The sequence below is a fragment of the Pedobacter sp. GR22-6 genome, from assembly GCF_037402555.1.
Classification (GTDB): domain Bacteria; phylum Bacteroidota; class Bacteroidia; order Sphingobacteriales; family Sphingobacteriaceae; genus Pedobacter.
The window spans coordinates 32,736-54,712 of the sequence record NZ_JBBEUC010000001.1 but is presented as its reverse complement, the minus strand read 5'-3'; the positions used below and the strand labels follow the sequence as shown (position 1 = coordinate 54,712).

21 protein-coding genes are annotated in these 21,977 nt (G+C 44.8%); 11 read left to right on the top strand and 10 right to left on the bottom strand.

Annotation, left to right across the window (positions count from 1 at the left end; all coding sequences use genetic code 11):
• Positions 1 to 36 precede the first annotated feature (36 nt).
• Complete coding sequence (locus WAE59_RS00220) at positions 37 to 399, top strand: RNA recognition motif domain-containing protein (protein WP_337853903.1); 363 nt, start codon at positions 37 to 39, stop codon at positions 397 to 399.
• Here the strand turns inward: WAE59_RS00220 and WAE59_RS00215 are convergent.
• Complete coding sequence (locus WAE59_RS00215) at positions 391 to 1,350, bottom strand: YpdA family putative bacillithiol disulfide reductase (protein WP_337853902.1); 960 nt, start codon at positions 1,348 to 1,350, stop codon at positions 391 to 393. The two genes, WAE59_RS00220 and WAE59_RS00215, sit on opposite strands and share 9 nt — an antisense overlap.
• A 134-nt stretch (positions 1,351 to 1,484) precedes the next feature.
• On the opposite strand from WAE59_RS00215, the gene lat reads away from it, so the two are divergent.
• Positions 1,485 to 2,816: an L-lysine 6-transaminase gene (lat, locus tag WAE59_RS00210; protein WP_337853901.1), complete on the top strand. Its 1,332-nt coding sequence runs from the start codon at positions 1,485 to 1,487 to the stop codon at positions 2,814 to 2,816.
• A gap of 13 nt (positions 2,817 to 2,829) precedes the next feature.
• On the opposite strand, the gene WAE59_RS00205 is transcribed toward lat, so the two are convergent.
• The 3 genes from WAE59_RS00205 to WAE59_RS00195 form a co-directional block, all read right to left on the bottom strand.
• Positions 2,830 to 4,191, bottom strand: a complete 1,362-nt coding sequence (locus tag WAE59_RS00205) for an acyl-CoA dehydrogenase family protein (protein WP_337853900.1) — start codon at positions 4,189 to 4,191, stop codon at positions 2,830 to 2,832.
• 65 nt (positions 4,192 to 4,256) lie between these two features.
• Positions 4,257 to 4,973, bottom strand: coding sequence for a bacillithiol biosynthesis deacetylase BshB1 (gene bshB1, locus WAE59_RS00200; protein WP_337853899.1), 717 nt, complete (start codon positions 4,971 to 4,973; stop codon positions 4,257 to 4,259).
• Positions 4,974 to 4,997: 24 nt separating this feature from the next.
• Positions 4,998 to 5,630 carry a DUF4294 domain-containing protein gene (locus WAE59_RS00195; RefSeq protein ID WP_337853898.1) on the bottom strand — a complete coding sequence of 211 codons (633 nt, stop codon included), beginning with the start codon at positions 5,628 to 5,630 and terminating at the stop codon, positions 4,998 to 5,000.
• Between the two features lie 234 nt (positions 5,631 to 5,864).
• Between WAE59_RS00195 and WAE59_RS00190 the strand changes: the two genes are divergently transcribed.
• From WAE59_RS00190 to WAE59_RS00175, 4 genes are all read left to right on the top strand, one after another.
• Positions 5,865 to 8,075 carry a RelA/SpoT family protein gene (locus tag WAE59_RS00190; RefSeq protein WP_337853897.1) on the top strand — a complete coding sequence of 737 codons (2,211 nt, stop codon included), beginning with the start codon at positions 5,865 to 5,867 and terminating at the stop codon, positions 8,073 to 8,075.
• 64 nt (positions 8,076 to 8,139) lie between these two features.
• Positions 8,140 to 8,631 (top strand): Fur family transcriptional regulator, encoded by a 492-nt coding sequence (locus WAE59_RS00185; protein ID WP_337853896.1) that lies wholly within the window; start codon positions 8,140 to 8,142, stop codon positions 8,629 to 8,631.
• Between the two features lie 41 nt (positions 8,632 to 8,672).
• Positions 8,673 to 9,950 carry an adenylosuccinate synthase gene (locus tag WAE59_RS00180; protein WP_337853895.1) on the top strand — a complete coding sequence of 426 codons (1,278 nt, stop codon included), beginning with the start codon at positions 8,673 to 8,675 and terminating at the stop codon, positions 9,948 to 9,950.
• Between the two features lie 87 nt (positions 9,951 to 10,037).
• Entirely contained in the window at positions 10,038 to 11,297 is a 1,260-nt protein-coding gene (locus WAE59_RS00175; RefSeq protein ID WP_337853894.1) for an anthranilate synthase component I family protein, read from the top strand.
• 41 nt (positions 11,298 to 11,338) lie between these two features.
• On the opposite strand, the gene WAE59_RS00170 is transcribed toward WAE59_RS00175, so the two are convergent.
• The 4 genes from WAE59_RS00170 to WAE59_RS00155 are packed head-to-tail and all read right to left on the bottom strand — an operon-like array spanning position 11,339 to position 14,079.
• A complete protein-coding gene (locus tag WAE59_RS00170) occupies positions 11,339 to 12,145 on the bottom strand; it encodes a M48 family metallopeptidase (RefSeq protein WP_337853893.1) in 807 nt (268 codons plus the stop codon).
• Between the two features lie 12 nt (positions 12,146 to 12,157).
• Positions 12,158 to 12,802, bottom strand: coding sequence for a glycerol-3-phosphate 1-O-acyltransferase PlsY (gene plsY, locus WAE59_RS00165; RefSeq protein WP_337853892.1), 645 nt, complete (start codon positions 12,800 to 12,802; stop codon positions 12,158 to 12,160).
• Between the two features lie 3 nt (positions 12,803 to 12,805).
• Entirely contained in the window at positions 12,806 to 13,648 is an 843-nt protein-coding gene (nadC, locus tag WAE59_RS00160) for a carboxylating nicotinate-nucleotide diphosphorylase (protein WP_337853891.1), read from the bottom strand.
• Between the two features lie 35 nt (positions 13,649 to 13,683).
• Complete coding sequence (locus WAE59_RS00155) at positions 13,684 to 14,079, bottom strand: DUF4783 domain-containing protein (RefSeq protein WP_337853890.1); 396 nt, start codon at positions 14,077 to 14,079, stop codon at positions 13,684 to 13,686.
• Between the two features lie 139 nt (positions 14,080 to 14,218).
• On the opposite strand from WAE59_RS00155, the gene gpmI reads away from it, so the two are divergent.
• Both gpmI and WAE59_RS00145 read left to right on the top strand, forming a co-directional pair.
• Complete coding sequence (gene gpmI, locus WAE59_RS00150; RefSeq protein WP_337853889.1) at positions 14,219 to 15,739, top strand: 2,3-bisphosphoglycerate-independent phosphoglycerate mutase; 1,521 nt, start codon at positions 14,219 to 14,221, stop codon at positions 15,737 to 15,739.
• Entirely contained in the window at positions 15,740 to 16,267 is a 528-nt protein-coding gene (locus WAE59_RS00145) for a hypothetical protein (protein ID WP_337853888.1), read from the top strand.
• 71 nt (positions 16,268 to 16,338) lie between these two features.
• Here WAE59_RS00145 and WAE59_RS00140 read toward each other — a convergent pair whose 3' ends face one another.
• The gene (locus WAE59_RS00140) at positions 16,339 to 16,959 is read right to left on the bottom strand and encodes a tetratricopeptide repeat protein (RefSeq protein ID WP_337853887.1); all 621 of its coding nucleotides are present in this window, start codon (positions 16,957 to 16,959) and stop codon (positions 16,339 to 16,341) included.
• 317 nt (positions 16,960 to 17,276) lie between these two features.
• Between WAE59_RS00140 and lon the strand changes: the two genes are divergently transcribed.
• A complete protein-coding gene (gene lon / locus WAE59_RS00135; protein WP_337853886.1) occupies positions 17,277 to 19,748 on the top strand; it encodes an endopeptidase La in 2,472 nt (823 codons plus the stop codon).
• 76 nt (positions 19,749 to 19,824) lie between these two features.
• Entirely contained in the window at positions 19,825 to 20,778 is a 954-nt protein-coding gene (locus WAE59_RS00130; RefSeq protein ID WP_337853885.1) for a lipid A deacylase LpxR family protein, read from the top strand.
• 15 nt (positions 20,779 to 20,793) lie between these two features.
• Here the strand turns inward: WAE59_RS00130 and arfB are convergent, their stop codons facing one another.
• Positions 20,794 to 21,204 (bottom strand): alternative ribosome rescue aminoacyl-tRNA hydrolase ArfB, encoded by a 411-nt coding sequence (gene arfB, locus WAE59_RS00125; protein ID WP_337853884.1) that lies wholly within the window; start codon positions 21,202 to 21,204, stop codon positions 20,794 to 20,796.
• Positions 21,205 to 21,263: 59 nt separating this feature from the next.
• Between arfB and cmk the strand changes: the two genes are divergently transcribed.
• Entirely contained in the window at positions 21,264 to 21,944 is a 681-nt protein-coding gene (gene cmk / locus WAE59_RS00120) for a (d)CMP kinase (RefSeq protein WP_337853883.1), read from the top strand.
• Positions 21,945 to 21,977: the final 33 nt, after the last annotated feature.

Here is a 21,977-nt window from a genome sequence, read left to right as displayed (position 1 = left end):
AATTAATTCAACTATTTGTACTTTTGTTGCCGATATATGGTAAAAATATTTGTATTAGGGTTTTCCTACAAGACCTACGACACGACATTACTGAAACTTTTCAGTGAATACGGTGCCGTTCATTCTGTTTACATCGCTTCTGATGAAAGAACAGGTAAAAAGCTAAACTTCGGTTTCATAGAAATGAACAACAAGGAGGAGGCCGCCAATGCGATCACCGCTTTAAATGGTTCCGAACTGCACAACAGGAAGATTACCGTAAGAATTGCAGATAAAAAGGACAAATCTGAAAAGCCTGCGGCCAAACCGAGCAGCAACTCAAGCATTGAAGTCAAAGTAACTACGGCTCCGAGCGGAGAAACTGTCATCAAGAAAAAACGTCCGAGGATTTCAAAGTGATTGGATGTGCCGGATGATCTTTCCTGCATGGTCTCTTGAGTTTTCGATAAACCATAAATGCGTGTCCATGCCTCCACAGACAACACCTGCAAGATAAAGTCCTTTTTGATTGGTCTCCATCGTTTCAGGATTGTGTTCAGGAAACAGCTTGTCATCCTCAGATAACCTGACACCAAAACGCTGCAGCAGTTTAAAATCTGGCTGGTAGCCTGTCAGCGCCAATACAAAATCATTGGGTATGGTAATCAGACCTTCCGGAGTCATGATATCTGCCTCCCCCTCCCGAACGGCCACCAGCGAGGAATTGAAATGCGCTTGAATACTCCCCTCACTGATACGGTTGATGATATCCGGACGCACCCAGTACTTCACACGGGTGCTGATGTCCTCTGCCCTCACCACCATAGTCACTTCCGCCCCCTTCCTGTAAGTTTCCAAAGCAGCGTCTACGGATGAGTTGCTGGCCCCTACCACAATGACTTTCTGCATGGCATAATAATGCGGGTCTTTATAGTAGTGCATGACCTTAGGCAGGTTCTCCCCAGGGATGTCCAGCGTATTGGGCAGATCGTAAAAGCCTGTAGAAATGACCACGTTTTTTGCCTTATATAACGCTTTAGAAGTCTTCACCTGGAAACATTCTTCGTGCTCTACGCTAACTACGGTTTCAAATAAGCGGGTATTCAGCTCAAATTTAAGCGCCACACGCCTGTAATATTCCAATGCTTCTGCACGGGTAGGTTTGGGATTATTCGACACGAAGGGCACAGCACCAATCTCCAGCTTTTCAGAGGTGGAGAAAAAGGTCATGTTATCCGGATAGTTGTACAGCGAGTTGACCAAACAACCCTTCTCTACGATCACGTAAGACAGGCCTGCCTGCTGCGCTTCAATACCGCAGCTGAGCCCGATAGGACCTGCGCCTATTATCAATACATCTAAAATGTCCATGAAAGGCTAAATTAGAAATTCTGATGGCAATCGGGATATTTATTCATGAACATGACATGCAGGCTATAAAATCACGTCCAAATTTGTTAGTGCGCCTGTTTTCATTACATTTGGTTTATACCAAAACTGATTTTATGTATGAACTAACTGTTGCTCCGGACCAAGTGAATGAAACCTTAAGCAAGCACATTTTAGCGGATGGCCTTGACCTCACCTACGACATGGGGCAAAGTCAGGGGGTTTACATATATGATTCAAAATACAAGCGCTCGCTGCTGGATTTTTTCACTTGCTTCGCTTCTGTTCCCCTGGGATATAACCACCCCAAGATGATCAACGACGAAGCATTTAAAAAGAATTTACTACAGGCGGCACTGGCCAATCCTTCCAATTCAGATGTGTATACCCAACAGTATGCACAGTTTGTAGATACCTTTTCCAAACACGGGATCCCCTCATACCTGCCCCATGCCTTTTTCATAGCGGGCGGTGGACTTGCGGTTGAAAATGCGATTAAAGTAGCAATGGACTGGAAGGTACAAAAGAACTTTGCCAAAGGTTATGCAGAAGAAAAAGGCTTTAAGGTATTGCACTTTGAAAAAGCATTTCATGGACGCACAGGCTACACCATGAGCCTGACCAATACCCTGCCCGACAAGACCAAATGGTACGCAAAATTCGACTGGCCCAGGGTAAGTACGCCTTCGGTCAGGTTTCCTCTGGAGGGGGAGAACCTGCGGAAGGCAGAAGAAACGGAAGCGCTGTCCATTAGTCAGATCAAAGAGGCATTTGCGAGCTATAAAGACGACATCTGTGCCATCATTGTGGAGCCCATCCAATCGGAAGGGGGCGACAATCACCTGCGCGAGGAGTTCCTGATCCAATTGAAAGAACTGGCAGATGAAAATGAGGCTTTCCTGATCTATGATGAAGTACAGACGGGTGTGGGGCTGACAGGCAAGTTTTGGTGCCATCAGCATTATAGCGAAAAGGCCCGTCCGGATATCATTGCATTTGGAAAAAAAATGCAGGTCTGCGGCATTCTGGTCGGCGATAAAGTAGATCAGGTAGCGACAAATGTCTTTAAAGTTCCTTCCCGGATCAATTCTACCTGGGGAGGCAATCTGGTAGACATGGTACGCTCTTCACAGATCCTGCAGATTGTAGCTGAAGACCAACTCTGTGAGAATGCGGCAACGGTGGGACAATACCTACAGGATCAGTTGCATGCACTCGCTGGCAGGTTCGATAAGATGAGCAATGTACGGGGCAAGGGCTTACTCTCCGCCTTTGATTTTCCGGAGAAGGGCATGCGCGATGCCTTTATCAGTAAAGGTATGGAGCAAAACGTCATGTTCCTGGGTTGCGGAAATCAGACCATCCGTTTCCGTCCGGCGCTTTGCATGGAGAAAAAACACATCGATGAAGGCATTGCCGTGATGGAAAGCATTTTACCTGGCCTTTAAGCCGGGTAAAATCCTATACAAAAGCAGAAAATCCGGTAATGGCACGACCTACAATCAGGGTATTGATTTCCTTGGTTCCTTCATAGGAATAGATCGCCTCTGCATCTGCGACAAAACGTGCGACATCATATTCCAACAGGATCCCATTTCCGCCCATCACTTCCCGGGCGCGGCTGACCACGTCCCTTGTCCGCATGGAACAGAACACCTTCGCCAATGAGGCATGTTCGTCGGTGAGTAAACCCTGGTCCTGCAACTGAGACAAACGGAAGCAAAGGGTCTGCATAGCAGTGAGGTTGGACAGCATTTCTACCAGATGGTTCTGGATGAGCTGGTAGGAGGCGATGGGTTTGCCGAATTGTTTCCTTGTGCGTGTGTACTGCAAAGCACTCTCATAGGCACCACGTGCACAGCCGACGGCTTGCCAGGCCACTCCTGCCCTGGTCATCTTCAGTACTTTTGCAGTGTCTTTAAAGGAATTGGCATTTTGAAGGCGGTCAGACTCCTCCACCTCGCAATTGGTCAATGTGATCAAGCCATTCTGGACAATCCGAAGCGCCATTTTATCCTGCATTTTTTCCACAGAGAAACCTTTGGTCCCTTTTCTGACCAGGAAACCTTTTACCTGATTATCGTCCAGGTCCCTGGCCCAAATGACCGTAATATCGGAAAACGTCGCGTTACCGATCCATTTCTTTTGCCCGTTCAGGATCCATTTGTTGCCCTGACGTTTGGCGGTAGTAGTAAGTCCACCCGCAGCGCCGGAACCAACTTCAGGCTCTGTAAGACCAAAGGCTCCTATGGTCTTGAACTGCTGCATGGATGGCAGCCATTCCTGCTTCTGGGCTTCTGAGCCTAACAGATAGATGGAGCCCATGGCAAGCCCGCTCTGCACACCGAAAAAGGTAGACATCGAGGTATCTACCCTGGCCATTTCCATAGCCAGTATGCCTTCCATCAGATTGGATTTATTGGGACAGCCGTAGCCTTCATAAGTAAGTCCACAAATATTCAGTTCGGCGATCCGTGGGATCAGCTCGTGGGGAAACTCCGCTTTGAGCCAATATTGATTGACAATGGGTTTGACTTCTTTTTCGAGGAATGCCCGTACTTTTAGCTGCAGGGCGCGGTCTTCATCTTTAAGGGCTTCATCTCCCAAATGGTAAAAATCGCCTTCAATCGGGGGGAGTTCTTTTGCTTTGCCAGAGCCGGACATCATTTTCATCATGCCCTGCAGCTGGGTTTCGTCCAGCCGGCTTACCGACTCCACCATTTTGGTCAGGTCTACTTTTTTGGAAAGTGCTTCCAGCTGTTTGAAATCTACACTCTTAAAAAGGGTGTAAGCGTTCCTGATAGAAGAAAAAATATTGGCCATATCCTGTTCGTTTGTATCATAGAACAAAATATGGCCGCTTTTGTTGGATGATGGTAGCCCTTTGGTTATCTCAATTGGAAAAGGTCATCGACACCCAGGAGTTTGCGTGAGGTAAAACCTTCCCCGTAGGCAGCACCGATGGATTTACCAAATTCCCTGGCCCTGCCGATCACACTTTCGAAAAACTCAGGCGATGAAATGTAGGTAGGTGTTTCTTCTACTTCGGGATTGAAAAACTGGGTGCCGTAAGCCTTAATGGAATCCAGTTTCAGCTCCATATAATCTGTAATGTCTACGATAATATCGGGTTGAATGTAACGGTCTTGAATAAACTGCAAGACCAGAGATGGTCGCCAATGTTCCTGTTGTATCCCATCCAGTTCCGTAACGATCCTGGGCAGGCCCGACAAAAAGCAGGCATCATTACTCAGGTCGCCGGCCCGTTTGTGGTCCGGATGCCTGTCGTCCAAGGCATTGGTGATGATGATGTCGGGTCGGTATTTACGGATCACTTTGATCACTTCCAGTTGATGGGCTTCGTCATTGCTGAAAAATCCATCCCGGAACCTCAGGTTTTCACGGGCATGAAGTCCGAGGATCTCCGCCGCTTTGGCAGCTTCCGCATCACGGATTTCGGCGCTTCCGCGTGTGCCCAGTTCACCTCTGGTAAAATCTACTATACCTGCTTTTTTTCCCTGCGCAATGTGCCGGGCAATGGTACCTGAACAACCCAATTCTGCATCATCGGGATGTACGGCCAATACTAATATGTCTAATTTCATCTAATGTATGTTATGCGAATGCCCTTATTGATAATATCCGGAAGAGATGATGATGGATTCGATATCCCGATCTTCCTGGGGGCTGTAAGTGCTTTTTAAATTGTGTCCTACTACACGGGCTACGGACTGGTAGAGGAATGCGGTAAAACCGCCTTTGGTTTGCTTGACGATGTCGTAGGTCGTGCGGCCGAGCTCCCGGTCCACGAGTTTGGTCAGAATCTGCCCCTGGGTGATCGTCAGTTCTTTGATCTCCCGGTTGAACATGTCCTTGATCTCTTTATCACATTGCTTTACGAGCTTTTTCTGTTCTTTTTTTTCTGTAGTCAGCGCCAGGTCTTTCTCCAGCTGCTCATACCTTCTTTTTGCGAAGAGTGCATAAGGCATTACTTTCAGGACATTGTAACGCAACCTATCGAAGGCTACACGGTCGGCCTGCGACTTGAAGATCCGCATGGCATAGATGTCGACCTGTCTCAAAGGGATCCATGCGACCATCTCGCCGTCTAAATTGGTAGCTGCAACACGGATCGTGTCATTCTTACCCAATTTAGGCATGCGGACATTATTCTCTTTCATTGGTGCAGGACCAATCTGCGCCTTCAGTAAGGTGCTGTGAATAATGACAATTAGCAGAAGAAATAACCTTTGAAATTTCATAAATTTATAGCCCTGTAAAGATAAAGCTAATTTTAATCGCTGTTTCCTAATTTGAACTCTAATATAATATTTTACGCCCGAAGGACAGTATAATTTACGTAAAAAATACAATACCGGAACCACAGCCGGTAAAATCATTCCGGCCTGCAATTAATATTCAAATTGAAAACGGTTATTTATAAAAAAGCTTATATTGATGCTAATTATTTTGAAGGATAAACGAGAGGCATATTAATGAAGAACGCGCTAGTAATTGACTTAGAAGCAGAGAAACAAGAAATCTTAAAAAGGTACCGTGCGTTATTGCGTGCATGTAAGCCGACCATGCAACGGGGTGATAAGAAAGAGATCAGAAAGGCATTTGACATGGCCCTGGAAAGCCATAAAAACATGCGGCGCAAATCGGGCGAACCCTATATCTACCATCCCATAGCTGTAGCACAGATCGCAGCGGAGGAGATTGGACTGGGTACAACATCCATCGTATGCGCGTTATTGCATGATGTGGTGGAAGATACTGACATTACACTTGAGGATATAGAAAGGGAATTTGGCAAGAAAACCGCCAAGATCATTGATGGGCTGACCAAAATCTCCGGGGTCTTTGACTACAACAGTTCGCTGCAGGCAGAGAATTTCCGGAAAATGCTCCTGACACTGGCAGATGATGTACGGGTAATCCTGATTAAGCTGGCTGACCGCCTGCACAATATGCGCACCATGGATTTCATGCCAAGGCAGAAGCAATTGAAGATCGCATCGGAAACGATCTACCTTTATGCACCGTTGGCACACCGGCTGGGGCTATATGCGATTAAATCGGAGCTGGAAGATCTTTCCATGAAATACCTGGAGCCCGATACCTACAAATACATTGCTACCCAGCTGAATGAGAAAAAAGCGGAACGCACGCTGTTCATCAAGCGTTTTGTAGAACCGATTGACGAAATCCTGGCAGAGCAAGGACTGTCTGCGGACATTTATGGCCGGCCAAAATCCATACATTCGATCTGGAACAAGATGAAGAGCAAGAACATCCCTTTTGAGGAAGTGTATGACCTCTTTGCGATCAGGATTATACTGGATAGTCCGCCGGAGCATGAAAAAGCCGATTGCTGGAAAGCTTATTCTATAGTAACCGACTTATACCGGCCCAATCCGGACCGCTTGAGGGACTGGGTTTCTTCTCCTAAGGGAAATGGATATGAGTCGCTGCACACCACCGTAATGGGTCCGAAAGGACAGTGGGTAGAAATTCAGATCCGCACACAGCGCATGAATGAGATTGCAGAGAAAGGATTTGCGGCACACTGGAAGTACAAAGAATCGAGCAACGACAATGGACTGGACCAATGGATCATGAAAGTGAGGGAAATGCTGAGCAACCCTGAAGCCAATGCGCTGGACTTTCTGGACGATTTCAAAATGAACCTGTTCTCTGATGAGATTTTCATTTTCACCCCAAAAGGTGCATTGATCCAATTGCCGCTGGGCGCTACTGCACTCGATTTTGCCTTCGAGATCCATACCGATGTAGGGGCCAAATGTATTGGTGCCAAAGTGAACCATAAACTGGTACCACTTTCTTACAAACTGCAGAATGGGGACCAGGTGGAGATTATCACCTCCGGCAAACAAGCCCCTAAAGAAGACTGGCTGAACATTGTAGTGACGGCTAAGGCCAAATCCAAGATCAAATCTTCCCTGAAAGAAGAGAAAAGAAAGATTGCGGAGACCGGCAAAGAAACGCTGGAGCGGAAAATGAAGTCGCTGAAGATCACTTACAATACCGACAACCTGAACAAGATTGCCTATTTCTTCAAACTCCCCTCTTCACAGGAGCTGTTCATTTCCGTAGCCCAGGGCAAGATCGAACTGAAAGATTTGAAGGAGTACCAGGCCAGTGAGAAAGAGATTGAGAACAACAAAGGCAATGAAAGAAGTGAGCATCAGCAGATAGAAGCACTTTTGAGTAAAGTTAAGGGACCTGAATCCGATACTTTGCTGATCGGGGAAGATCTGCAAAAAATAGATTATACCCTGGCAGCCTGCTGCAATCCGATCCCTGGGGATGACGTTTTCGGTTTTGTAACTGTGAATGAGGGCATCAAGATCCACAGGACGAGTTGTCCGAATGCGGCACAACTGATGGCCAATTATGGTTACCGCGTGGTGAAAGCCAAATGGAACAAACAGCAGGAACTTACATTTTTGACCGGTCTGCACATCATTGGCATCGACGATGTAGGGCTGATCAACAACATCACCAAAGTCATTTCTAATGATTTCAAAGTAAACATGCGTTCCATTACTGTAGATACAGATAATGGGATTTTTGATGGCTCGATCATGATCTTTGTGAACGACAAAGATCACCTGGACAACCTGATTAAAAATCTGTTGCAGGTAAAAGGCGTGACAGGTGTCACGAGGTTTGATGCCTAAAAATACTTTGAAATGATTAGCGTTTTATATAAAAATTGATACCTTTGAAAGGAGTTTAAAAACTATGTCTACAAACCATAACAGCGAGCTGGTAAGAAAAATCTTCGAAGCCTACCTCGAAAATAAAAGTCTGAGAAAAACGCCTGAGCGTTTTGCCATCTTAGAAGAAATCTACTCGAGAGACGATCACTTTGATGTAGAGACCCTCTACATCCATATGAAAAACCAGAAATACCGCGTAAGCAGGGCTACAGTGTACAATACACTGGAATTGCTGGTCTCTTGTGATTTGGTGACCAAACATCAGTTTGGTAAAAATATGGCGCAGTTTGAGAAGTCATACGGCTATCATCAGCATGACCATGTCATCTGCATTGATTGCGGTAAAGTGGTGGAATTCTGCGATCCGCGTATCCATCAGATCCAGAGCATGATTGGTGATCTCCTGAAATTTCAGATCAAACACCACTCTTTAAACCTGTACGGCGTTTGCTTCGATTGCGCTGCAAAAGCAGCCATGAACAGTCAGAATGCCGACATAAAACATGCAAGTTAAACATATCCAATTATAAATATTTCTATTTTTAAATTTAAAGAATGACGCAAGTAGACGTGCTTCTGGGCCTGCAATGGGGCGATGAAGGCAAGGGAAAAATTGTTGATGTACTAAGTCCGCAATATGATTTGATAGCTCGTTTTCAAGGCGGTCCGAATGCCGGGCATACTTTAGAGTTTGATGGCAAAAAGTTTGTTTTAAATACCATACCATCAGGTATTTTCAACGAAAAAACAATGAACTTAATCGGAAATGGTGTGGTGATAGACCCCATCATTTTAAAAAGGGAACTGGACAACCTGAAAACTGCAGGACATGATCCTGTAGCTAAAGGCAAATTGGTAATTGCCCGCAAAGCACACCTGATCCTTCCTACGCACCAGCTACTGGATGCTGCCAACGAGCAGAAGATGGGCAAGAACAAAATAGGTTCTACCCTGAAAGGAATCGGCCCGACTTATATGGATAAAACCGGTCGCAATGGACTGCGTGTAGGTGATACCACCCTTCCTGATTTCAGGGAACGTTACGACAGACTGGTGGAGAAGCACAAAGAAATGCTTGCGCATTATGATTTTCAATACGACCTTACTGAAAAAGAAGCAGCTTTCTTTGAAGCGATTGAATTCATCAAAAATATCCCTCATGTAGATAGCGAACACTATGTGAACGGTTTTCTGAAAGCTGGAAAAAAAGTATTGGCGGAAGGTGCACAGGGTACTTTGCTGGATGTTGACTTCGGTTCTTATCCTTTCGTTACTTCTTCGAACACCACTACTGCAGGTGCCTGTACCGGTTTAGGTATTGCGCCCAATAAGGTAGGCCATGTTTATGGTATCTTCAAAGCCTATTGCACACGCGTAGGAGGCGGACCATTCCCTACTGAACTGGACAATGAAGTGGGTGAAACGTTACGCAAAGTAGGTCATGAATTTGGTGCAACAACTGGTCGTGCCCGCCGTTGCGGATGGATCGATCTTCCTGCGCTGAAATATGCGATCATGCTGAATGGCGTTACGGAGCTGATCATGATGAAAGCAGACGTATTGGATGGATTCGATACCATTTATGCCTGTACACATTATGAGCACAATGGCGAAACCATTGACTATATGCCTTATGACATCATTACCGTGGAACCAAAACCGGTATTGAAAGCAATTGAAGGATGGGAAACTGACGTGACCAAAATCACGAAGAATGACGAAATCCCGGCAAAACTGTCGGCCTACATTGCCTTCCTGGAAAAAGAACTGGAAGTTCCTGTAAAATACCTGTCTGTAGGTCCTGACCGGACACAGACACTGACCTTAGGATAAGGCATACGAATACTTAGAAAAGGCAGCCAATGGCTGCCTTTTTCATTTGCACAAATCTGCTGTAGATTCTATACATTTGCGCAAGAAATGAAGGTTCAGGATCTACACCAATTTAAAAAACAGGCTTTGCAATGGGCAGCCAAATTTGATGCCTGCTGCTGTCTGGATTCCAATGATTATGCAGATCCATATGGCCGTTTCGACTTCCTGCTGGCAGTGGGAATTGACCAAAGCATCAGCGAGCCAGCCGGTGCAGCTTTCGAAGCCCTTAAATCATTCTACGATACACGGCCGGAATGGATGTTTGGATTACTGGGCTATGACCTGAAGAATGAAACTGAAAACCTGAATTCGCATCATCCCGATAACCTGGGTTTCCCTGATTTATTCTTCTTTATTCCCCGTTACCTGCTCCAAATAAAAGGGACAACGGTGGAAGTACTCATCGGTGATGAGCAGGAAATTTTACAGCAGATCGGACAAAGTACACCCGGCCCGGAAGACATGGCGATACCTCCACTTAAAGTGTGCAGCAGGATTCCAAAAGCCAGTTACATAGAGACTGTAAAGCAGTTGCAGACACATATCCTGCGTGGCGACATCTACGAGGTCAATTTCTGTCAGGAATTTTTCGCAGAACATGCAGACATTGATCCACTAGCGGTTTACTCCCAACTCAACAGCCTTTCCCCTACCCCTTTTTCCGGATTTTTCAAGCTCCACGATAAGTATATACTATCTGCTAGCCCGGAGCGTTTCATTTGTAAACGCGGCAATCGGCTCATTTCGCAGCCCATTAAGGGAACTGCAAAGCGGAGCGCTGATCCGGAAGAAGATGCGGAAATCAGAAAAAACCTGCAGCAAGATGCTAAAGAACAGGCGGAAAATGTGATGATCGTAGATCTGGTCCGGAATGACCTGACAAAAAATGCACTAAAGGGCAGTGTTAAAGTGGAAGAACTATTCGGAATCTATGGTTTTAAACAGGTCTACCAAATGATCTCGACCATTAGTGCAGAGCTTGCAACCGGAATTCACATTGTCGATGCTTTAAAAAACACTTTCCCCATGGGTTCCATGACAGGTGCACCTAAGTTGAGGGCCATGCAACTGATCGAAACTTATGAATCTACCAGGCGTGGGGCTTACTCAGGTTCATTTGGTTATATCAGTCCTGATGGGGATTTCGACTTCAACGTCATCATCAGGAGTATGCTGTACAATGCCACTTCCAGGTACTTGTCCTTTCAGGTGGGCGGTGCAATTACCTATGCTGCAGATGCCGAAAAGGAATATGATGAATGCCTGCTCAAAGCTGCCGCCATGTTAAAAACTTTAGGGCAATAAAAAAGCCGCCCAAGGGCAGCTTTTCTGTTCATTCAATCCAATTAAGGCTTATAGTATTTCTGTGCCTCAGGCAATGCATTCTGTATCCTCGCTATACGGGTAGCATCACTTGGGTGAGTGCTTAGGAATTCAGGTGGTTTCTGACTGCCTGAAGAAACCTGCGACATCCTTTGCCAGAATGCAGTAGCATTTTGAGGGTTATATCCTGCCATTGCCATGAAGATCAGTCCCAAGCGATCTGCCTCCAGCTCGTGGTTACGACTGAAGCTAAGGGTTGCCAATGGTGTTCCCACACCATATAAGGTATTGAAGATAGACTGTCTTTTTGCATTATTTGCTGTAGCTACATTTCCCAAAGTCCCTAAACCCTGAGCTACCATTTGGGTAGACATTTGTTCAGCAGAGTGTCCGGCAATGGCATGAGCAATTTCATGACCCATTACAGTAGCCAGACCTGCATCATCTTTAGTTACTGGCAATATCCCGGTATAAACCACAATTTTACCACCTGGCATACACCAGGCATTCAATTCTTTGCTCTGTACCACATTCACTTCCCAGCTGTAGTTTTTGATGAGGTCTGCATGTCCGTTGTTGTTCATGTAACTTTTCACCGCTGCAATAATCTTATTGCCTACCATTTTAACCCGGGAAGCTTCGGCATTACTGGCCGACAGCACGGCGCCTTTATTTTCAGTTAGAAATTCACTGTAAGCTTGGAAAGCCATCGGCAATACCTGTTCGTCACTCACCAGATTGAGTCGGCTCCTACCCGTTAAAGGCACAGTGGAACATGATGAGAAGGCTAACCCTATCGCGGTTACGCCTACAATTAATATTCTTTTCATAAGTAAGTTTAATTAGTTTTTTTTCTTAAACAGGTAAACTTTGGATTCCTTGTTTTTGAGGAGTCGTTCAAGATTCTTTTGATGGGTAACCAGGATCAGCACACATACACACATTCCATATAAGACCTCAGATTTGACTGAAGACTGAAATACGAACACGATGCTCAGTGGAAAAGTAAAACCTGCACATATCGAACTCAATGAAACATACTTGGTAGCCAACAATACGACAACAAAAACCAGAACACAAAGCATCGCTGCCGGAAAGTTAACTGCCAAAATCATTCCAAAAAGCGTAGCCACTCCTTTACCCCCTCTGAAACCTGCAAAAATAGGGAACAAATGTCCCATCACTGCGGTCACGCCCAATGCCAGTTCATAATTAATAAATTGCGTGGAATGCTGTGGCCCCGTAACAGACAGCCCTATAAAGTAGGCAAGTTTGGTGGCAGTATAGCCTTTGGCTATATCAATGATCATTACGGCGATACCGGCTTTCTTGCCCAATACCCGGAAAGTATTCGTTGCCCCGGCATTGCCACTACCATATTCCCGTACATCTACACCATAAAAAGCCTGACCAAGCCAAACTGCTGTTGGGATAGAACCAAAGAGATAGGCTAAAACAACCGCCGATATAGAATAGATAGAAATCATATCCTAAAAGGCTTTTAAACTAATATCCATACTTTTTACAGAATGCGTAAGCGCGCCCATAGAAATGTAATCTACGCCGCAGGCAGCGTATTCAGTGACATTTTCTTCTACAATGCCGCCCGATGCCTCTGTAGTATATTTTCCATCGATCCGTTGAACGGCCGTCTTCAGGTCATCAAAACTGAAATTATCCAGCATAATGCGGTTGACCTTTCCGATCTCCAGAACCTGTTCCAATTCCTCCAGGTTACGCACCTCAATTTCAATCTCAAGGGCTTTTCCGGTATTTTCCAGGTATTGGTTGGCAGCAAGGATAGCCTTGGAAATTCCACCGGCGTAATCTACATGATTGTCTTTGATCAATATCATATCGTATAAACCAATCCGGTGATTGACCCCTCCACCGATGCGTACTGCCCATTTTTCGAGATACCTGAGACCAGGGGTAGTTTTACGGGTATCCAATATCTTTGTTGAATATGGGGCTAACAACTGAACGATATGATTGGTTTTGGTTGCAATGCCGCTCATGCGCTGCATGCAGTTGAGTACCAGCCTTTCTGCAAGCAGTATAGACTGCGCACTGCCGGAAACGGTGAGTGCAACATCGCCATATTTCACTTCGGCACCGTCATTGATAAATACTTCTGTTTTTAAAGCAGGGTCGACCTGTTTGAAAATTTCCAGGGCAAGTTCTACACCTGCGATGACTCCTGATTCTTTGATCAGCAATTTTGCTCTGCCCTGTGCATTGGCAGGTATCGTAGAGAGCGAGGTATGGTCTCCGTCGCCCTTGTCTTCAGCTATTGCATTTTTTATGAATTGATCTGTCAGTTGCTTATCCAAAACTTAAATTTAAACCCAAAAATAGCATTTTACCGCTATTTATCCGTCTCAATTCGCAATTCTGTGATAAAAAAAGCAGTCCCGGACTTTTTCATTGTGATGGACACGCGGAAAGTTCCATTTTTGGTAAGGAGCGAAAGCGCGCCATATCTGTAATTTGCACTGGTGTTGAGCCGGTGAATTACCGTAGATTTAGTGGGGGGATATTTAGAAAAAAAATTTCTTAAGATTTGTTCTGCCTGGGCTTTAGAATACACGTCTTCTTCATCAATGATGATCAGATCTACAGACGATGAAAAGTTTACGGCAATCTCTTTAGAGTTACCGGCTTTAAAATGATTGGATAAGATATCGATGATATCAGCCTGAATAGCACCAAAAGAGGGAAAATACATAAAAAATACAACCAACGAAAGTAAGGGCTTCATCATCTCTAAAATAGCTAATGTCAATTTCGAACATAAATTATGCCATTAATCCATCACAAATTGCAAATAGCTTCAAAAAAAAGCACGATTAGGCTTATATTTGCTATGTTTCAGCGAATAAAATTAATAAAGTAAACCACGAATGAATAATAAGAAAGTAGTACTGCTTATCCTGGATGGATGGGGTTATGGAAAACAAGACAGCTCCGATGCTGCGTACATGGCAAACACTCCCTCTTTTGACTCAATGCTTCAGCAATACCCTAACTCCAAGCTGGAAGCTTCCGGCGAGGCTGTAGGCCTTCCTGAGGGACAAATGGGTAATTCTGAAGTAGGACATATGAATCTGGGTGCAGGCCGCGTGGTTTACCAGGAACTGGGACGCATCAATAAAGCCATTACAGACCATACACTACATACCAATGAAACTTTATTGGCTGCTTTTAAGTACGCCAAAGAACATAACAAACCGGTTCACTTTATCGGTCTTGTATCCGATGGTGGTGTACATGCCCACATCAATCACCTGAAAGCCCTTTGTGATGCTGCCGGTGAGCAGGGGCTGAAAGATGTATTTGTTCATGCATTTCTGGATGGCAGGGATACCGATCCCAATTCAGGACTGAATTTCATCAGGGACCTGGATCAGCACCTGCAGACTTCTACTGGCAAATTGGCCAGCCTGATCGGTCGCTATTATGCAATGGACAGGGACAGGAGATGGGAGCGTGTGAAACTTGCCTATGACCTGATGACTAAAGGAACAGGCGAAGCAATCACCGATCCGATTGCAGCCATAGAAAAATCTTACCGCGACGGGATTACCGACGAATTCATCAGACCATTGGTGATGACAAATGCTGATGGCAGTCCGGTAGCTACCATACAGGCAGACGACGTGGTGATCTGCTTCAATTACAGGACAGACCGCGGCCGTGAGATCACTTCTGTACTCAGTCAGGAGGACTATCCGGAGTTCGACATGCACAAAATGCCATTGTATTATGTGACCATGACGACCTATGATGAAAGTTTCCAGAATGTAAATGTGATCTTTACGAAGGACGACCTGTCCCAAACCCTGGGCGAAGTACTGGAAGCAGCCGGAAAAAATCAGATCAGGATCGCAGAGACTGAAAAATATCCGCACGTGACCTTCTTCTTCTCGGGTGGACGCGAACAGGAATTTCACAATGAGAAAAGAATATTGGTCCCATCGCCAAAAGTAGCTACCTATGACCTGCAACCGGAAATGAGTGCTGCAGGAATCACAGAGGCCATTTGTAAAGAATTGGAAAGTGGCTGGCCGGACTTTGTATGCCTCAATTTTGCAAACCCGGATATGGTAGGCCATACCGGAGTATTTGAAGCCGTGATCAAAGCAGTGGAAACTGCCGACAGTTGTGCAGAGCAGGTTGTAAAGACCGGTACAGCTAATGGTTATTCCTTTATTATTCTGGCAGACCATGGCAACTCGGAGTACATGATCAATAACGACGGGTCTGTAAATACGGCACACACGACCAACCTCGTACCTTGTATCCTGATCGATAGTGATTACAAGACGATAGCCAATGGTAAATTGGGTGATGTAGCACCGACGATTCTGAAAATCATGAACATTGCCAAACCGGAGATCATGACTGGCAACGAACTGGTATAAATGAGAAGACAAACAGTTTGTGGATTCCTGCTGCTGCTGAGTCTTGGTTGCATCAATGATACCGAGGTAGTGCAACAGCGGGAATTGACTTATTTCGACATCAAAGGCTACTTTGAGGGAGAGGTGAGCAGGCTCAGTAAAATCAAACCCAGCATCCACAAAAGTGTGGAAGTCAATGACTCATTGGAGCGTAAGCAACTGAAGATTGCCGACTGGCGCAAAGAGCTCAGTATATTTTCAGATGCGGACATCAACCGTGCGTCCTGGAAAGGCCTTTTTAGTGTAAACAAGCAGCAGGAAAGTGAAACCTATGTATCTGATGACGATAAGATACCTGTCAAAGAAATAAAGATCACTTTTGATCAGAAACATTTAAAGTCTTTGTTGATCATCATAAAAAACAGCAATTCACTTTATACATCGCAGGATAGTCTTTTTTACTATCCGGACAGTCTCTATCGCGTTAAAAAAGTACAGCACATCAAATTGTTAAAAGAGAAGCATTACGAGATCAAGGGCCGGTTTTAGTTGGCCGAACCCACAAAAAAGCTCCTTGCCAGTTGAAGACAAGGAGCTTTTTTTATACTTTTCAGTTGGAATTATTTCAAACTTACTACTTGTGCTTTCACATAATCGATCAGGCCAAGAATGTCTTTACGCTGTGGCTGCACGAGTAAAATCTTTTTAAAGTCGGCAGTAGCACTATTGAATATAGCGACACAAGCGGTTTTCTCTGCAGATTTTTTTACTGAATAAGATTTGTAGATCGCATAATCTTTATAAGCCAGACCACGGTTTTGGAGCAATTGCGCGTCTTCCTCACCATTGATCTCGATTGCCTTTGTAAAATCTTTAATTGAAGATAAATAGAAGCCTTCGCGCATTTGGTTTAGGGATTCTTTGGGATCATTGGCTACATTTAACCTTGCTTTTCCACGGTAGTAATACGCAGAATAGTCTGAAGGTTTGAGGCTGATGAACCTGCTGTAGGTCGCAATTGCATTCTCAAAATCGCCACACTGGAAATAAGAGTAGCCCAGCATTTTCAGCACAGAGGGATTATTGGGATCTTTATTGTCCGCTTTTTCCAGCTGTGCAACCGCGCCTTTATAGTCGCCCTTCATCCAAGCCTGCATCCCCAGCTTATCATAATTCTGAGCCATGCCACGATTGGCAGAAATTACCAATAATATTAAAATTGTTTGCTTGAAGTAGTTCATCAAAATTTTAATTAAAAAAAATAAATATATTTAGTTTTACCTAATCCCTAAGCAAATGTATCATTATTTTTCAGGTATAGGCAAAGGCTTTGAAATTGGCAACTATCATACCACGAATGAATACGTTACTTTTAACGCTGAATAACAAAAAATATGATGCAGCATGCATTTTTTATTTCTACCTGACTTTTTAACCGACAATGTAGTACATTCGCCTTTTGGCATAGGAGTTGAAAATAGCGTAATGTAACATATTAATTAAATCACGGACGACATGCTGTCATATTGTCGTTTTTATTTTATAAGACTTATATTAAATGAGTAAACAAGATCAGTTTGATTTCAGCAATGCTTTACCGATCATAAATGAAGATACTGAGTTCTTTCCACTGATGTCCCAGCAGGATGAAGATGAAATGAACAATGAGGAAACACCAGAAATCTTACCCATACTCCCACTAAGAAATACAGTACTTTTTCCCGGCGTTGTGATCCCGATCACAGTTGGCAGGGATAAATCCATTAAGCTCATCAAGGAAGCTTATAAGGGTAACCGCATCATTGGTGTGGTTTCTCAGAAAGATGTTTCTATAGAGGATCCCTCTTTCGATCAGCTCAATGAAGTAGGAACAGTAGCACAGATCATCAAGATGCTGCAGATGCCAGATGGCAACACTACCGTCATTATCCAGGGTAAACAACGTTTCCGCCTGATCGAAGAGGTGCAGTCTGAACCTTACATTAAGGTCAGCATCACTAAATTCACCGAAGATAAACACAAAAGTGACAAGGAATTCAAAGCACTTGTGGCTTCTATTAAGGAAATGTCTTCGCAGATCATCCAGCTTTCGCCGAATATCCCAAGTGAGGCAGGGATAGCCCTGAAAAATATAGAAAGCACCTCTTTCCTGATCAACTTCATCTCTTCCAACATGAATGCAGATGTGGCTGATAAACAAAAGATGCTGGAAATGACCAGTCTGCGCAGTCGTGCAGATATGGTGATGGAATTGCTGACTCTGGAACTACAGATGTTGGAGCTAAAGAACCAGATCCAATCCAAGGTACGTACAGACCTTGATAAACAACAAAGGGATTATTTTCTGAACCAACAGTTGAAAACCATCCAGGAAGAACTGGGCGGTAATTCTTCTGACATGGAATATGAGGCATTGGAAACCCGTGCCAGAAAGAAAAAATGGAGCAAACCCGTACAGGAACATTTCGCTAAGGAACTCGAAAAATTGGGCCGGATGAACCCTGCTGCCCCGGATTATTCGGTGCAGATCAATTACCTGGAGCTTTTGCTGGACTTACCCTGGAACGACTTTACCAAAGACAACTTTGACCTGAAACGCGCGCAGCGTATTCTTGACAAGGACCATTTTGGCCTGGAAAAAGTAAAGAGAAGAATCATAGAATACCTGGCCGTACTCAAACTAAAACGCGATATGAAGGCGCCGATCATATGCCTGGTAGGCCCTCCGGGAGTAGGTAAAACCTCATTGGGAAAATCTATAGCCAAGGCTTTGAACCGCAAATATGTACGTATGGCCCTTGGAGGAATCAGGGATGAGGCAGAAATCCGTGGTCACCGTAAGACTTATATCGGCGCCATGCCGGGCAGGATCATTCAATCGATCAAAAAGGCAGGTGCAGCCAATCCCGTATTTGTATTGGATGAAATCGATAAAGTAGGCACCGATTTTAGGGGTGACCCATCTTCAGCTTTACTGGAAGTACTGGATCCTGAGCAAAATAGTGCTTTCAATGACCATTATGTGGAAGCAGACTACGACCTATCCAATGTACTTTTCATTGCTACAGCCAATTCTCTGGGTTCGATACAGCCCGCATTACTGGACCGTATGGAGATCATCGAGGTGAATGGCTATACCATTGAAGAAAAGATAGAAATCGCCAAAAAATACCTGTTGCCTAAACAAAAAGATCAGCACGGCATCAACAATAAAGATATTGTCCTGAAAAGTTCGCTGATTGAAAAAGTGATCGAAGACTATACCAGGGAGTCCGGTGTACGTGGACTTGAAAAGAAGATTGGCTCTTTGGTCCGTGGCGTAGCCACCAAGATTGCAATGGAAGAAAGCTACGAGCCAAACCTTTCTGCTAACGATGTGGAACAGATCCTGGGTGCGCCGATCTTCGACAAAGACCTTTATGAGGGAAATGAAGTCGCTGGTGTAGTTACGGGACTGGCATGGACATCCGTAGGAGGAGATATCCTCTTCATAGAGGCGAGTCTGAGTCCGGGCAAAGGAAAACTGACCCTGACCGGAAATTTGGGTGAGGTAATGAAAGAATCGGCCATCATTGCTTTGGCCTACCTAAGGGCACATGCAGACCTGTTTGGCATTGACAATGTCTTATTTGATTATTGGGATGTGCACGTCCACGTACCTGCCGGAGCCACGCCTAAAGATGGACCATCTGCAGGCATCACCATGTTGACAGCACTTACTTCTGCCTTTACACAGCGTAAAGTAAAATCTAATCTGGCCATGACCGGAGAGATTACCTTACGTGGAAAAGTATTGCCGGTTGGTGGGATCAAGGAGAAAATCCTGGCGGCAAAAAGGGCAAATATCAAAGATGTTATCCTTTGCAAGTCTAATCGCAAGGACATTCTGGAGATCAAGGAAAGCTATATCAAGGACCTCAATTTCCATTACGTAAGTGAAATGAAGGAAGTGATCGAGCTGGCTCTTACAAAAGAGCAGGTAAACAATCCTCAGGATTTGAGTGCAAAGCCAAAGACCATCGCCCACTAACAATTTTGTAAATTCTAATTTTAAAAATACTAACTTGAACTCCGGAAATTTTATCCGGAGTTTTTTTATACCAACAATGACCAACAAACTTTTACTCAGCGCAGCCGCTCTCCTTTTGAGCAGCACCAGCCTCTTTTCACAGACTTATAAAAATGAATTCGGATTCCGCAGCGACAATGATTCTTACCTGGCGCAGGGTTCGGACCGCTATTATACCAATGGACTGTTCATTCATTTCCGCAGGGCTTTGGACCAGTCTAAACTGAAAGATGGCTTAGAGAAAAAAACCTATGAGCTCTCCGCCGGACAAAAGATGTACAACCCTATTTCAGGATATGCCCCGGATCCGGATCGCCAGGACCGTCCCTTTGCCGGCTATCTTTATGCAGGCGGAGCCATGACCTGGTTCAAGAGCAACGAAAGCATACTAAAAGTCAGTGCGGAACTCGGAACCACAGGTCCTAATTCCCTTGCTGAAGATGGGCAGGAGCTATTGCACAATACAGTAGGTTTTTATGAACTTGCAGGTTGGGAATATCAGATTAAAAATGAGCTGTCCGTAAACCTTTCTGCCCAATATACCAAGCTGCTGCAACGCGCATCTAACAATTCCACGGAGTTTTCCGTAGAAGGATATGCGAATGTGGGGACGACTTTCAGCGGGGCAGGCGCCGGAATTTTGTTCCGGGCTGGCGGCTTAAATCAACTTTTCAACTCTGCTTATACCAATTCAGTGATTGGCCATAATGCCAAGACAAAAGCCTTGCAGAAACGCGAAGTTTTTTTCTATGCCAAGCCACAATTGAATTTTGTTGCCTACGATGCGACCATTCAGGGCAGTATGTTTAATGACAATAGTCCGGTGACCTTTGACGTAAAACCATTGGTCTTTGCGCAACAGGTTGGTTTCAATTATAGTTCACAGCGTTTTACATTCGACTTTGGGATGATCTTCAAGACCAGGGAGCTTAAAAGCAGTGCGAAGGCCCACCAGTATGGCAGCATCAGCATGTTCTACCGGTTCAACTAAAACCGGTAGCAATCCCTAATCGAGCTGAGGGCGTTTTCTTGAGGTTTTTCTTGCAGAAACTGCACGCTTGTCTTCCATCCTTTTGCGGATGACAGACTTAGGGGTCTTTGAAGGCTTTCGGACTTTTTGCACGTGTAAAGCCGATTTGAGTAAAGCCATCAATTTTAATAAAGTCCGCTCCTTATTCATGAGCTGGCTCCTGTCTTCCTGCGACACGACATGCAAGTAACCCTCCTGATCCAGTCTATGTGCCATACGTTCCTTTAACAAGGCACGCTGCTCATCTGTAAAAAAAGGAGTGTTTTCAATATGGAGCAGCAGTTCCACTTTACTGGATACCTTATTTACATTTTGCCCGCCTTTTCCGCCGCTTCTGGAAGTCTTAAACGTGACCACCTTCAGTAGTTCTTCTTTATTAGGTAACATGCTACAAAGTTAGCGATATTCATTTCAAACAATTCTTTAAAATACTAACTTTGTAAGGTATGAGAAAAAACCTGGTAGTGGCCATAGATGGCTATTCTTCTTGCGGCAAAAGCACACTTGCAAAAGCACTGGCTAAAAAACTAGGTTTCATTTATATTGATAGCGGCGCCATGTACAGGGCGGTAACGCTTTATTTCATACGGAATCATACCGATATTGGCAGCGATGAAGCGGTAAAAGATGCGCTACAACATATCGAGCTCAATTTCCACGCCCGTGACTACCAGTCGCACATCACCTTAAATGGCGAAGAGGTATCTGAAGAAATCAGGCAAATGCCCGTATCGGAGAACGTCAGTGAAGTATCGGCCAATAAGATCGTGCGTAAGGAAATGGTAAAGCAACAGCAGCGCATGGGCAAGTCCAAAAACATTGTCATGGATGGACGGGACATCGGCACTACAGTATTCCCGGATGCACAGGTGAAATTCTTCATGACCGCCGATCCGAAGATCCGTGCAGAGCGACGGTATAAAGAATTACAAAGTAAAGGCGATACTGAAACTTCCCTGGAGGATGTGTTCGAAAACCTGGCCCATCGGGATTATGCGGATACCACACGCGTAGAAAGTCCGCTTACCCGGGCTGAAGATGCGGTGATCCTGGACAATACCGAGCTTACAGAAACAGAACAACTGGACTTTGCCATGGCACAGGTGCACGCACACATGCCCTTGTAGTCCTGCAGCCAAATTGCTGAATGCAGGTATCTC

Coding starts and splice junctions, on each gene's coding strand:
- WAE59_RS00170 (WP_337853893.1), bottom strand. CDS start 12,145: ATGAAAAGAATATTAATTGTAGGCGTAACCGCGATAGGGTTAGCCTTC.
- cmk (WP_337853883.1), top strand. CDS start 21,264: ATGAGAAAAAACCTGGTAGTGGCCATAGATGGCTATTCTTCTTGCGGC.
- WAE59_RS00220 (WP_337853903.1), top strand. CDS start 37: ATGGTAAAAATATTTGTATTAGGGTTTTCCTACAAGACCTACGACACG.
- gpmI (WP_337853889.1), top strand. CDS start 14,219: ATGAATAATAAGAAAGTAGTACTGCTTATCCTGGATGGATGGGGTTAT.
- WAE59_RS00155 (WP_337853890.1), bottom strand. CDS start 14,079: ATGATGAAGCCCTTACTTTCGTTGGTTGTATTTTTTATGTATTTTCCC.
- WAE59_RS00140 (WP_337853887.1), bottom strand. CDS start 16,959: ATGAACTACTTCAAGCAAACAATTTTAATATTATTGGTAATTTCTGCC.
- WAE59_RS00130 (WP_337853885.1), top strand. CDS start 19,825: ATGACCAACAAACTTTTACTCAGCGCAGCCGCTCTCCTTTTGAGCAGC.
- WAE59_RS00175 (WP_337853894.1), top strand. CDS start 10,038: ATGAAGGTTCAGGATCTACACCAATTTAAAAAACAGGCTTTGCAATGG.
- lat (WP_337853901.1), top strand. CDS start 1,485: ATGTATGAACTAACTGTTGCTCCGGACCAAGTGAATGAAACCTTAAGC.
- WAE59_RS00205 (WP_337853900.1), bottom strand. CDS start 4,191: ATGGCCAATATTTTTTCTTCTATCAGGAACGCTTACACCCTTTTTAAG.
- plsY (WP_337853892.1), bottom strand. CDS start 12,802: ATGATTTCTATCTATTCTATATCGGCGGTTGTTTTAGCCTATCTCTTT.
- arfB (WP_337853884.1), bottom strand. CDS start 21,204: ATGTTACCTAATAAAGAAGAACTACTGAAGGTGGTCACGTTTAAGACT.
- WAE59_RS00185 (WP_337853896.1), top strand. CDS start 8,140: ATGTCTACAAACCATAACAGCGAGCTGGTAAGAAAAATCTTCGAAGCC.
- bshB1 (WP_337853899.1), bottom strand. CDS start 4,973: ATGAAATTAGACATATTAGTATTGGCCGTACATCCCGATGATGCAGAA.
- WAE59_RS00215 (WP_337853902.1), bottom strand. CDS start 1,350: ATGGACATTTTAGATGTATTGATAATAGGCGCAGGTCCTATCGGGCTC.
- lon (WP_337853886.1), top strand. CDS start 17,277: ATGAGTAAACAAGATCAGTTTGATTTCAGCAATGCTTTACCGATCATA.
- WAE59_RS00145 (WP_337853888.1), top strand. CDS start 15,740: ATGAGAAGACAAACAGTTTGTGGATTCCTGCTGCTGCTGAGTCTTGGT.
- WAE59_RS00180 (WP_337853895.1), top strand. CDS start 8,673: ATGACGCAAGTAGACGTGCTTCTGGGCCTGCAATGGGGCGATGAAGGC.
- WAE59_RS00195 (WP_337853898.1), bottom strand. CDS start 5,630: ATGAAATTTCAAAGGTTATTTCTTCTGCTAATTGTCATTATTCACAGC.
- WAE59_RS00190 (WP_337853897.1), top strand. CDS start 5,865: ATGAAGAACGCGCTAGTAATTGACTTAGAAGCAGAGAAACAAGAAATC.